Source organism: Shewanella sp. 3_MG-2023, assembly GCF_030548765.1.
Lineage (GTDB): Bacteria > Pseudomonadota > Gammaproteobacteria > Enterobacterales > Shewanellaceae > Shewanella.
Map to the genome: position 1 here is coordinate 14,715 of NZ_JAUOSH010000019.1, position 11,407 is coordinate 26,121.

Below are 11,407 nucleotides of genomic sequence, written 5' to 3' on the forward strand. Positions count from 1 at the left end.
TTTTACATGACTCAACTTCATACAGATTTAACGATTCTCGCATTAGATACTTGCACTGAATCTTGTTCAGCGGCTTTGTTACATGACAACAAACAGTATAATCGCGTGTTTGATGCACCAAGAGAGCATAGCCAACGTATATTACCTATGGTTGATGAGGTGCTAACCGAAGCCGGCATTAAAATTTCAAATGTAAATTTAATAGCCTATGGTCGTGGACCTGGCAGCTTTACCGGTATTCGTATTTGTACCAGTATGACTCAAGGCCTCGCGCTTGGTCATGATATTCCCGTGATTGGAGTATCAACCTTGGCTGCAATGGCGCAAATGACCATCGAAACCGAACAAGCTGAACAGATATTTTGTGCCATTGATGCCCGTATGAGTGAAATTTATTGGGGACAATTTATTAATGTCGACGGCATTGCAACGCTAGTGGGGGCTGAGCATGTTTCTAGCCCTGATTCAGTTGACGTTATTTTAGATAAGCAAAAGCCAATGCATATTTGTGGCACTGGTTTTGTAGCCTATCCAGATTTATTAAATGATGTAGCGAAAAAACAGGCGACCCAGATAACATTACCCGACGCATCAGCTATGATTAAGTTAGCTATAAAAGCTCATGAGCAAGGACTTGCGACCTCAGTGGATGAACTTGCACCTGTGTATTTACGTGACAAAGTCACCTGGAAAAAATTACCTGGTCGTGAATAAATAACACCATGAGTTTACAGCAGTGATAGGGAGCTATTGTCAGCTATCACTGATGTAACAGATAAGGCCGATTGGGTTGCCATTGTCAAATGCGCCATAATGGCTTTTTATAATAGGAGTGATAACAATGAATGCTTTTTTACATACTTCAGTTCAGCCTTTATCCTCCTATAATCCCAGCAATATTAATGGCCATAAAAACGTTTCAGCTATCTCAACTAACGCTGTTGTTAAGCTTTCTGCATTACAAAATCAAACTCAACTAACTAATCAAACAGATACGCTTGATGCCGTTAAAGATGACAGCAAACAGTTACCGGCGCTAACTAGCGCAGAATTTGATTCCAAGCTTGATGCTAAATTGCAATACGACAATGACATGGCGTCAGCGACAAGAGATAAGCCACTCAAAGACCATTGTCAGACATTGGCCAGTGCTGGTGCGATACAAGAATATTTAATAAACCAACATTCTGCGCAACGAGAACATATTCAACAAATGGTAGGAATAGATTTATATGCATGATGCGCGACCTAACAAGTTATCCGCTATCCCTTCAAAAGGTCGCTTTTTTCTCGAACTATTATTTGCCTTTTTAATTACCAAACTGCCTTTCATTAGTATTCCATTCAAATGGTTTGAAAGTTATTTCCATGAAATATCTCATGGCATAGCAGCCATCTTATCTGGCGGCATAGTCACTAAAATCCAGTTGTTTCCCAATGGTGCAGGCCTTTGTTTTACTCAAGGCGGTTTTGCGCCATTGATTACTTTTTCTGGCTACCCCGGTGCTGCCTTGTGGGGCTATATGATTTTCTTGCTAGCCACTTGGCGTGCAGGGATCCGCTTTACCTTAGGCATTTTAGGAATAACCGTTATTGGTTCATTAATCCTGTGGGCACGGGATCTACTCACCATCGGCATATTAATTTCACTTGCGGTGGTATTCTTATTACCTCTTAAATTTGATCATAATGCTTTACTTAATAGCCTATTAAGGGTCATGGGATTGATGATTGTCTTAAATGCCATGGCGAGCCCTACGGTACTATTTCGAGTCGTAGGCCAAGGGGATGCAGCTAAACTGTCGCAACTGACTTGGATTCCTGCATGGATATGGGTGATTATGTGGCTGATATTCAGTTGTTTTATGTTATGGATGTGTTGGAAAAGAGTTGACGACAAAAAGCTGCCAATCGGCTAAAGTGATCGACTTAGCAACCTTTGCCGTACCAGTTGCTGATATTTTCGAGACAATTTCTTCAGGGAGAAGACAATGAAACGTACGTTATTATTATCTACCGCTATTGGGCTTAGCGTTTTAGGCTTGTCTGCTGTCACTAACACAGCAATAGCTCATAACCATGGCATGGCTGAAAATACACAGGCTGTTAAGGTTAACCCGCAACTGGCTGCAGCCGTCGCCAGTGATTTCAGAACCGAGAAAAGTAGCGCACGGGATAAATACCGTAACCCATCAGAAACTTTAACATTTTTAGGTATTCAACCTGATGATACCGTGATTGAATTATGGCCTGGCGGTGGCTGGTATGCGCAAATTTTAGCACCATACCTAGCTGATAAAGGCCATTATATTGGTGCGATTTTTGAGACCAACCCAAAAGAAGACACTAAAAGAACCCAGTATTACGCTAAAGCCGGTAAAAAGTTTGAAGCTTGGCTTGCTGAAAACAAAGCGGTATTAGGCAATGCTTCAACAGTTACATTCCAGCCGCCAGCATCATTAGCTTTAGGGGATGATAACAGTGTTGATTATGTACTGACTTTCAGAAACCTACATAATTGGGCTGGGCAAGCGCAATTAGAAAATGCCTTCACTGCATCTTATAAAGTGTTAAAAGAGGGTGGTGTGTTTGGTGTAGTAGAACACAGATCAAACCCTGGAATGTCATTTGAAAGCGGTTATATGGATCAAGCTGAAATGATTACTCTAGCTGAAAAAGTGGGCTTCACTTTAGCGGCAACCTCTGAAATCAATGCGAACCCTAATGACACCAAAGATTATGCTAAAGGGGTTTGGACTTTACCTCCACGTTTAGCGTTAGAAGATGTAGATAAAGAAAAATACATTGCTATTGGTGAAAGCGATCGCATGACGCTAAAATTCATCAAAAAAGCTAAGTAATCTTAAGTTAGACATTCAGATAAAAAGAGTCAATTACGTGCTTATGAATGAGTCAATTGAACAATCGCTGCCAGTTGAAGAAGTCGATTTTCAATTGGCTCATATTCGTTTAAGCGCCAAACGCTATGGCTGTAAAAATAAGCCTATTTTATTGGCTTTACATGGCTGGTTAGATAATGCTGATAGCTTTGAACCTTTAGCTAAAGCGTTACATACTCAGGGTATATTAAGCCAATTTCAACTACTCGCTATTGATTGGCCAGGTCACGGTAATTCACAACATAGACCTGGTAGTTATCCACTTCATTGGCTTGATTATATTTATGACTTGGATGAATTAATCAATCAAATAAGCCCTTCAACCCCCCTCAACATCATTGGACACTCTTTAGGTGGTATTATTGCTGCGGCTTATAATGCTTGCTTTGCACACAAAGTCGATAAGCTCATTTTGATTGAAGCATTAGCACCGTTATATGAAAAGCCAACCCATGCCCAAAAGCGGTTGATTAATAGCTTTCAACAGCATAATCGTTTTAATGGCGCTAAATCATCGATGGCAAACATAGCAATAGTTAAGCAAAGCTTTACCCTCGACAGGGCGGTTAATGCCCGTCATCAGTTAACTGGCCTTGATAAAGTATGGTGTGAGTTAATCATTAAACGTAATGTTGAAATTAAACATCAGCAATTATGTTGGAAAAGTGATCCCCGCCTTAAGCTAGACTCACCTTATCGTTTAACCTTTGAACAGGTTGACGCATTAATGAGCATGAGCGATACCCAGTGTTTATTAATATTAGGCGAGCAGGGCTTTAAGCAGTTAAAATTAGCTTTACCTCAAGCATTATCATGGTTTAGTCGCCTATCCCATATACAAATTGAAGGTGATCACCACCTACATATGGGTAGTGCAAAGCTTGTGTCCGATAAAATTAGAACTTTTATTCTAAGTTAGTATCTTGTTGTGGTGAAATCACTAGGATTTTTATTTCATTTATGTGATTATGGTCCGAATTTAAACGGCCGTATGATTTTATGGCTAAACAATAAAAATTAACGCAAACAACTTTGCTGCGACTAACAATAATAAAATTTTACGCTAGTTTTAAAGAGCAGTGATTTTTAGACCTTGCCAATATTGAAGGGCTCCTTCATAGCAATGGGCTAATTAAATAGGAGAAAATTGTGGACCATCCTTGGATTAATAATTTACCAGAAAATGTACCAGCAGAAATTGACTCTGAACAATTTACCTCTTTGGTAGACATGTTTGAAACAGCAGTGTCTAAATATGCTGATCAGCCTGCTTTTATCAACATGGGGGCGACATTAACCTATCGTAAGTTAGAAGAAAGAAGTCGTGCATTTGCTGCCTATTTACAAAACGAACTCAAGCTTGAAAAAGGCGATAGAGTCGCGTTAATGATGCCAAACCTGTTGCAATACCCTATTGCACTGTTTGGTATTTTACGTGCAGGGATGGTAGTGGTAAACGTCAATCCACTTTATACCCCAAGAGAACTTAAACATCAGTTAGTCGACTCTGGCGCTAAGGCTATTGTGGTGGTATCTAATTTTGCCCGCACCCTTGAAGAAGTCGTTGCAGAAACACCGGTAGAATCTGTGATTATCACCGGGCTTGGTGATCAGCTTAGTGCACCTAAACGCACCCTAGTTAACTTTATTGTTAAATATATCAAAAAGATGGTGCCTAAATATGATTTGCCACATGCATTATCTTTCAGACAGTCGCTTACCAAAGGTCGCCGTTTACAATATATCAAGCCTGAGATAACCACTGATGACTTATCATTTTTACAGTACACCGGTGGTACCACAGGTGTTTCTAAAGGCGCAATGCTAACTCACGGCAATGTGGTCAGTAATGTCTTGCAAGCTAATGGTGCCTATTCGCCAGCCTTAAAAAATGGCTCAGAGTTTGTGGTTACCGCTTTACCGCTTTATCACATATTTGCATTAACTGTTAATTGCCTATTGTTTTTACACAAGGGCAGTAAAAACTTACTTATTACTAACCCAAGAGATTTGCCAGCATTTATTGGTGAACTTAAGAAATATCCATTCACAGCCTTAACTGGGGTTAATACCTTATTTAATGCCTTAGTGAATAACGAAGATTTTAAAAATTTAGATTTTAGCCGCTTAAAGTTCTCAATTGGCGGTGGCATGGCGGTACAAAAAGCAGTGGCTGATAAATGGCAGGCCATTACCAAAACGCGCCTGTTAGAAGGTTATGGTTTAACCGAGGCATCACCACTAGTGACCTGTTGTCCTTATAACCTCGAAGGTTACAATGGCTCAATTGGTTTTCCTGCTCCTTCGACTTTCATTCAAGTCCGAGATGATGACGGTAAGGTATTAGCCCAAGGTGAAACAGGTGAGTTATTTGCTAAAGGCCCTCAGGTAATGAAAGGCTACTGGCAACGCCCAGAAGAAACTGCCAAAGTGATTGATAAAGATGGTTGGTTAGCCACGGGTGATATTGGTTACATGGATGAGCAAGGCTTCTTTTTTATTGTTGACCGTAAAAAAGACATGATTTTAGTTTCTGGCTTTAATGTTTTCCCTAACGAAGTGGAAGACGTGGTGGCATTGCACCCAAAAGTGGTTGAAGTTGCTGCTGTTGGTGTTCCAAATGATGCAAGCGGGGAATTAGTTAAGATTTTTGTCGTTGCAAAAGATAACACTGTGACTGAACGCGATCTCATTAAGCATTGTCGCCAACATTTAACAGGATATAAGGTACCAAAACTGGTAGAATTCAGAGATGAGTTACCCAAATCCAATGTAGGTAAGATTTTACGACGAGAACTTCGAGACGAAGTTAAATCAGCGTAAAGTAAAGCCGGCAATAGCCGGCTTTTTATTAGCTTTATATTGGTTAAAAAGATAAAATTGGAGCGTATTTTGTTATCGTTTGAATATATCAGCGACCCAGAAAGTTTAGCGAAATTAGTAGCACAGTATCAGCAAAGTGAATTACTTGTGCTTGATACCGAATTTGTTAGAACACGAACTTATTACGCAAAGTTAGGGCTTATTCAAGCCTATGATGGTAAGACGCTAGCGTTGATTGATCCCGTTGCCTTAGCTGATTTATCAGCATTTTGGCAGTTATTGTCAGATACGAAGATCACTAAACTTGTTCATTCATGCAGTGAAGACTTAGAAGTGTTCGCGCGCTATGGTCAATGTCAGCCAAGTCCCTTATTTGATAGTCAAATTGCAGCGACCTTTACAGGCCTAGGGCATGGTTTAGGTTACGCGAAACTGGTTAATACCTTTTTAGATATCGAAATAGATAAAGGTGAATCACGCACCGACTGGATGAAACGTCCACTGACTGATGCACAACTGCAATACGCTGCAAATGATGTGTTTTACCTTTACAAGCTTTACCCGCAATTGTTAGCGAAAATACAACAATCTAACCGTATGGATTGGCTACTTGAAGAAGGTGAGCGCATGACAGAAGGGCGTTTAACTCCGCCTGATGAAGAGCTTGCTTATTTAAAAGTGAAAAATGCGTTTCAACTATTTCCACAGCAGCTCGCTTACTTAAAAGTATTAGCTACTTGGCGCTTACAAAAAGCGTTGAAAAAAGACTCAGCCCTTGGGTTTATCATTAAAGATCATGCCTTAATTGCATTAGCTAAAAAACAACCTAAGACAGTGATTGAGCTTAATCAGCTAAATGATCTAACAGAGCATGAAAAACGCTTTCACGGTAAAGAACTGATTAAAGTGTTACAAACTGCTGACTTAAACAATCTGCCTGAAGCAGTAGATGTAATCGCTCTGAAAAATGGTTACAAAGCCTCATTTAAAGAAGTGAAAAATATTCTTATTCAGGTGGCTGAGCAACATGACGTTGCTATTGAGTTTATCGGTTCTAAACGTTTAATTCATGAGTTTTTAATGTGGTTGTACAATAAGCAACCTGCAGAAAAACCATTGTTATTAAAAGGCTGGCGCGCCAAGCTAGTAAAAGATGCCCTAGTTGCAATCAAGTTTAGCTAAATAGACACATCAAGTGTAAAAATTGTTGCTACAAAAAAGCCAAGAGTAAACTCTTGGCTTTTCTTTACGCTCTGTGACTAGAGAGTATTTTTTACAAGCTCAGGCACAAACTCAGGCTTACTTACCTTCAGGTAAGGTCACATTTAGTTCTAATACAGATAGGTTTTCATCATTTTGTTCTAATTGAACCGATACCTGATCTTCAGAGATATGTACATATTTTCTAATGACTTCAAGGATCTCTTGTTTCATTTTCGGAAAATAATCTGGCGCGTCACGTTCACCACGTTGGTGCGCAACAATAATTTGTAAACGCTCTTTAGCTGTGACCGCTGTGTTGGTTTTTTTGTTACTTTTAAAGTAGTCGAGTATAGACATAGTTAGCTACCAAATATCCTTTTTAGGAATCCTTTTTTCTCTTCTGTCAGAAATCTAAATGGTACTTCTTCACCAAGTAAACGTTGTACAGTATCAGCATAAGCAAGACCTGCATCACTTTCGTCATCGATAATTACTGGCACACCAGAGTTTGAAGCTTTTAGCACTGCTTGTGACTCAGGAATGACCCCAAGTAATTTAATTGCCAAAATCTCATTCACATCTTCAACACTGAGCATTTCACCTGTTTTAACTCTAGCAGGAGAATAACGTGTTAGTAATAGAAACTCTTGAATAGGTTCTAAATTTTGTTCAGCTCGACGTGAACGGCTTTGCAACATTCCCAAAATACGGTCAGAATCTCGTACTGAACTGACTTCTGGGTTGGTGGTAACAATAGCAATATCAGCAAAATACAATGCCATCATTGCGCCTTGCTCGATTCCTGCCGGTGAGTCACAAACAATATAATCGAAATCTTTGCTTAGCTCTTCTAATACACCGCCAACGCCTTCTTTAGTCAGGGCATCTTTATCACGTGTTTGTGACGCGGGTAAAATAAACAGTTTGTCACAACGCTTATCTTTGATTAATGCTTGATTAAGATTGGCTTCACCATTGATAACATTGACAAAGTCGTAAACGACTCGTCGCTCACAACCCATAATTAAATCGAGGTTTCGTAAACCGATATCAAAATCAATGACGACTGTTTTCTTTCCTTTCAAGGCTAAGCCAGTCGCTATTGCTGCGCTTGAGGTTGTTTTACCAACACCGCCTTTTCCTGATGTGACAACAATAATCTGTGCCATGTTGTTATATATCCTTTTAAGTTGCCACTTACTGTGGCAATGATTCAACCATGAGTGTTTCGCCATTTAAGCGAATGCAGCCGCGTTGGTCACTGCAGTTTTGTTGCAAATGCTCAGCTAACCAATACTGCCCAGCAATAGAAACGAGTTCGGGGTCTAATGCATTGGCAATAATAATACTATTAACATCGCCAGACGCCCCGGCCATTGCTTTGCCACGTAATGCACCGTATATATGAATGCTACCATCTGCAATGACTTCTGCGCCATTGCCAACCGCACCAAAAATGACTAAATCAGCATTTTTTGCGTAAATTTGTTGTCCTGAACGGATATTTTGCTTAACTATTTTGGTTTCTTTTAATGGCGCAGGCATACTTTTAGCTTGTTTGCCTGATTTAACCACTGCAAGGCCTAATAGTTTGGCTTGGCTACTAATGCTTTCATTTGCTGATGTTACACCCACTATAATGAGTTGGTTATCAGTAAGAAGTTGTTTTAATGCGGCTAAATTAATGTTTTCTTGCTCAATTGCACTTAAATTTAAGATTAACGGTGCACCAATAAAAAACTGTGGCGCTTGGGATAATTTACTTTCTAAGTCAGCTGCAATAGCGTTGAAATCATGGGTGTTGATATGGAGTACTGAAAGCGTGAAAGAGGTAGCTTTTAACTCGAGACTTTGTGTGGCCATCCAGGCTTTACTCTCCAAAAAATGTCAGTCTAAGAACTGAATTACAATTAATTTAATCATTGTCCATGTTATAGTGTGCGTTGTTTACTATCAAGCAAGAAACAGAGGAATTTAACCCCAAGATGATTTGTACTGTATATAAAAGTAGTCGAAAAGTTGATACCTATTTATTTGTCGAGAAGCGTGACAATTTCGATGCCGTTCCTGAGGCTTTAATGAAAATGTTTGGCGTCCCCAAACTGGTGATGATGGTGCCTTTATTAAAAAGAACTGAACTTGCCATGGCCGACATTGAAAAAGTAAAAGCTGAGCTTGCTGACAAAGGCTACTATTTACAAATACCGCCCCCTGTTGTTAATTTACTGGCAGAGCATCGTAGAAGTTTAGGTTTAAATGACTAGCGATATTTTTTAAAATAGTTATAGTTTGTTTATGATATAATTATATATTTTACTATTCCGGTGCCTGCTAAAACGTGTTAACGTTTAGTTAATAAAAATAAGAATAGCAATGCTGAGTTAATTTAGGACAATTTATGATTTGGAAGATCATTTCATCTGTAATAGTTTATTTATTGGCTGTGAATTTGGTTTTTGCGCAGCAAGATATTAGTTTTGATGATTATTTAGACTCACTTAAAGATAAAGCTATCGCTGCGGGTATTTCCTCAAACACGATCGATGAACATTTCTCAAAAATCAAAGTGTTTAAAAGAGCCACAGTAAAGGGCTCTGAAACCAGTTTGAATCTAGAAAGTTACATACCTAAAAATGTACCTGAAATAACCGTCGTTACCGCAAGAGCTATGCTCAAAGAGCAACAAGACGCTATCGTTGCTATTGGCGATCGTTATGGTGTTCAGCCACGTTTTTTAGTTGCGCTATGGGGATTAACCTCAGAGTTTGGTGAGCAACAAGGTAATTTTCCGATTTTATCTGTCACCGCATCCAATGCTTATTCTGGCAATCGTGAGCAATTTTACATTGATGAATTTATTGCTGCTTTACGCATCATTGAATCTAATGATGTTCAATACGAGCAATTAATCGGTTCATCAACTGGCGCTATGGGCCACCTACAATTAATGCCGTCACAGTACTTAGCTTTTTCGCAAGATGGTAATGGCGATGGCAATAAAGATATTTGGAATAATCAGTACGATGCCTTTGCAACTGCAGCATCAATGCTGCAGGCATCCGGTTGGCGTAATGATGAAACCTGGGGGCGTCAAGTTAGCTCAATTGAAGCATTAGCCGTGGAAGATACCGGTATAGACAATGCTAAAACGTTTAATGAATGGCAAGCGCTTGGTGTACGTCGCTATAACGGTAATGATTTGCCCAAGCGTGATGATATGCAAGTTGCTTTGTTAATGCCTGACGGTGAAAAAGGTCGCCAATATCTGGTGTATAATAATTTCAAACTGCTTCAAAAATGGTCTAACAGCGAACATTTTTTATTAACTGTGACTTACCTTTCTGAACGAATCAAAAATCCGCCAATCAATTAGTGGTACAATAGCGGCAATGTTATTTTATTACTATTGAACTATGTCTTTTTGGAATGAAAAAAAACTCGAAGAAATGAGTATCGTGCAGTGGGAATCACTGTGCGATGGTTGTGGAAAATGCTGCTTAAACAAATTAATCGATGATGAAACAGAAGAGTTGTATTACACCAATGCAGCTTGTCATTTGTTAGATGATGAATCTGGCGGTTGTCGACGTTATCCTGAACGCTTCAAATATGTTCCAGCCTGTACGGCCATTACTGCAGATAATGTAGCTGAATTAACATGGCTACCAGATTCTTGTGCTTATAAGCGTTTATACCAAGGCAAAACGCTTCCCATCTGGCATCCTTTACTGACAGGTTCTAAAGAGGCCATGCATGAAGCTGGCATATCGGTGAAGGGTAAAACCATTAATGAAACCAAAGTACGTGAGCTAGAAGACTATATCGTACTTTGGCCATTAAAAGACGTTGAATAGTCATTTTTTATTTAGCTGGTTTTACTGCAGGAATGATTATTACTGCCAGTACGACTAAATAAACGATAAAAGTGACAACCATCCATTGCGCCATGCTTACTGATAAGAATGTCCAAGGCGAGTCACTGCACATGCCAGTAGGGGAAAACACTGCTGGGAGCCATTTATCCAGTGGCATCCATGTTGGAAATTCAGGGAAAAATGAGCAGGTGGAGAAAGGCGATGGGTCGACCTGTAGTTTATTAAGTTCAAGTGATAACTTTAATCCCCAGGCAGCACTGACTCCCCAAGCTCCGATAGCTATTATTCTGGTTAACCAGAATTTTGGTGCTATCAGCCCCACCATAGCGGCAATAATTAATCCTAAAACCGCCACTCTGACATAAATGCACATGACACATGGGGCTAAATTCATCACGTATTGGAAAAATAGCGCAGCAGCCTCTAGGCCAATTGCTGACATAAGTAATATTAACCAAGCGCTACGTGAACGAGTGAAACTCTGTAAACGATTCAAATCAAACTCCTTTCGATCTTATATTTATTATTAGTATGAAAACTCAACGGGATATAAAAAAGCACCCTCATTAGAGGGTGCTTAATTGATAATGTTCAAATTATTAAACA

General features: G+C 39.5%; 14 protein-coding genes. 10 read left to right on the forward strand and 4 right to left on the reverse strand.

Annotated features, from left to right (window positions below):
* Positions 1-6 precede the first annotated feature (6 nt).
* The 7 genes from tsaB (at position 7) to rnd (ending at position 6,905) form a co-directional block, all read left to right on the forward strand.
* Complete coding sequence (tsaB, locus tag Q4591_RS12025) at positions 7-714, forward strand: tRNA (adenosine(37)-N6)-threonylcarbamoyltransferase complex dimerization subunit type 1 TsaB (protein WP_303461202.1); 708 nt, start codon at positions 7-9, stop codon at positions 712-714.
* A 127-nt stretch (positions 715-841) separates the two neighbouring features.
* Positions 842-1,240: a hypothetical protein gene (locus Q4591_RS12030; RefSeq protein WP_303461203.1), complete on the forward strand. Its 399-nt coding sequence runs from the start codon at positions 842-844 to the stop codon at positions 1,238-1,240.
* The gene (locus Q4591_RS12035; protein WP_102476618.1) at positions 1,233-1,919 is read left to right on the forward strand and encodes a M50 family metallopeptidase; all 687 of its coding nucleotides are present in this window, start codon (positions 1,233-1,235) and stop codon (positions 1,917-1,919) included. Before Q4591_RS12030 ends, Q4591_RS12035 begins: the two co-directional genes overlap by 8 nt.
* A gap of 165 nt (positions 1,920-2,084) precedes the next feature.
* Complete coding sequence (locus tag Q4591_RS12040) at positions 2,085-2,861, forward strand: class I SAM-dependent methyltransferase (protein ID WP_303461253.1); 777 nt, start codon at positions 2,085-2,087, stop codon at positions 2,859-2,861.
* A 43-nt stretch (positions 2,862-2,904) separates the two neighbouring features.
* Entirely contained in the window at positions 2,905-3,819 is a 915-nt protein-coding gene (locus tag Q4591_RS12045; RefSeq protein ID WP_102476620.1) for an alpha/beta hydrolase, read from the forward strand.
* Positions 3,820-4,049: 230 nt separating this feature from the next.
* Positions 4,050-5,723 carry a long-chain-fatty-acid--CoA ligase FadD gene (gene fadD / locus Q4591_RS12050; RefSeq protein WP_102437289.1) on the forward strand — a complete coding sequence of 558 codons (1,674 nt, stop codon included), beginning with the start codon at positions 4,050-4,052 and terminating at the stop codon, positions 5,721-5,723.
* 69 nt (positions 5,724-5,792) lie between these two features.
* On the forward strand, positions 5,793-6,905 hold the full coding sequence (gene rnd, locus Q4591_RS12055; protein ID WP_102476621.1) for a ribonuclease D: 1,113 nt from the start codon (positions 5,793-5,795) through the stop codon (positions 6,903-6,905).
* Between the two features lie 117 nt (positions 6,906-7,022).
* Here rnd and minE read toward each other — a convergent pair whose 3' ends face one another.
* The 3 genes from minE to minC are packed head-to-tail and all read right to left on the reverse strand — an operon-like array spanning position 7,023 to position 8,789.
* Positions 7,023-7,283 carry a cell division topological specificity factor MinE gene (minE, locus tag Q4591_RS12060; RefSeq protein WP_076537720.1) on the reverse strand — a complete coding sequence of 87 codons (261 nt, stop codon included), beginning with the start codon at positions 7,281-7,283 and terminating at the stop codon, positions 7,023-7,025.
* Positions 7,284-7,285: 2 nt separating this feature from the next.
* On the reverse strand, positions 7,286-8,095 hold the full coding sequence (gene minD / locus Q4591_RS12065; protein ID WP_076537724.1) for a septum site-determining protein MinD: 810 nt from the start codon (positions 8,093-8,095) through the stop codon (positions 7,286-7,288).
* Between the two features lie 28 nt (positions 8,096-8,123).
* Positions 8,124-8,789: a septum site-determining protein MinC gene (gene minC, locus Q4591_RS12070; RefSeq protein ID WP_076537727.1), complete on the reverse strand. Its 666-nt coding sequence runs from the start codon at positions 8,787-8,789 to the stop codon at positions 8,124-8,126.
* A 122-nt stretch (positions 8,790-8,911) separates the two neighbouring features.
* Here minC and Q4591_RS12075 point away from each other — a divergent pair, with 122 nt between their 5' ends.
* The 3 genes from Q4591_RS12075 to Q4591_RS12085 all read left to right on the forward strand — a co-directional run bounded on the left by Q4591_RS12075 (position 8,912) and on the right by Q4591_RS12085 (position 10,780).
* Complete coding sequence (locus tag Q4591_RS12075) at positions 8,912-9,190, forward strand: YcgL domain-containing protein (RefSeq protein WP_102437293.1); 279 nt, start codon at positions 8,912-8,914, stop codon at positions 9,188-9,190.
* Between the two features lie 134 nt (positions 9,191-9,324).
* The gene (locus Q4591_RS12080; protein ID WP_102437295.1) at positions 9,325-10,299 is read left to right on the forward strand and encodes a lytic transglycosylase domain-containing protein; all 975 of its coding nucleotides are present in this window, start codon (positions 9,325-9,327) and stop codon (positions 10,297-10,299) included.
* Positions 10,300-10,339: 40 nt separating this feature from the next.
* Positions 10,340-10,780 (forward strand): YcgN family cysteine cluster protein, encoded by a 441-nt coding sequence (locus Q4591_RS12085; RefSeq protein WP_303461206.1) that lies wholly within the window; start codon positions 10,340-10,342, stop codon positions 10,778-10,780.
* A 7-nt stretch (positions 10,781-10,787) separates the two neighbouring features.
* Here the strand turns inward: Q4591_RS12085 and dsbB are convergent, their stop codons facing one another.
* Positions 10,788-11,297, reverse strand: a complete 510-nt coding sequence (gene dsbB, locus Q4591_RS12090) for a disulfide bond formation protein DsbB (protein ID WP_102437299.1) — start codon at positions 11,295-11,297, stop codon at positions 10,788-10,790.
* Positions 11,298-11,407 lie beyond the last annotated feature (110 nt).

Excerpts from the sequence above, each read along its gene's own strand:
- minE (WP_076537720.1), bottom strand. The coding sequence starts at position 7,283 with ATGTCTATACTCGACTACTTTAAAAGTAACAAAAAAACCAACACAGCG.
- Q4591_RS12040 (WP_303461253.1), top strand. The coding sequence starts at position 2,085 with ATGGCTGAAAATACACAGGCTGTTAAGGTTAACCCGCAACTGGCTGCA.
- Q4591_RS12075 (WP_102437293.1), top strand. The coding sequence starts at position 8,912 with ATGATTTGTACTGTATATAAAAGTAGTCGAAAAGTTGATACCTATTTA.
- tsaB (WP_303461202.1), top strand. The coding sequence starts at position 7 with ATGACTCAACTTCATACAGATTTAACGATTCTCGCATTAGATACTTGC.
- Q4591_RS12030 (WP_303461203.1), top strand. The coding sequence starts at position 842 with ATGAATGCTTTTTTACATACTTCAGTTCAGCCTTTATCCTCCTATAAT.
- Q4591_RS12080 (WP_102437295.1), top strand. The coding sequence starts at position 9,325 with ATGATTTGGAAGATCATTTCATCTGTAATAGTTTATTTATTGGCTGTG.
- Q4591_RS12045 (WP_102476620.1), top strand. The coding sequence starts at position 2,905 with ATGAATGAGTCAATTGAACAATCGCTGCCAGTTGAAGAAGTCGATTTT.
- minC (WP_076537727.1), bottom strand. The coding sequence starts at position 8,789 with ATGGCCACACAAAGTCTCGAGTTAAAAGCTACCTCTTTCACGCTTTCA.
- Q4591_RS12085 (WP_303461206.1), top strand. The coding sequence starts at position 10,340 with ATGTCTTTTTGGAATGAAAAAAAACTCGAAGAAATGAGTATCGTGCAG.
- Q4591_RS12035 (WP_102476618.1), top strand. The coding sequence starts at position 1,233 with ATGCATGATGCGCGACCTAACAAGTTATCCGCTATCCCTTCAAAAGGT.
- minD (WP_076537724.1), bottom strand. The coding sequence starts at position 8,095 with ATGGCACAGATTATTGTTGTCACATCAGGAAAAGGCGGTGTTGGTAAA.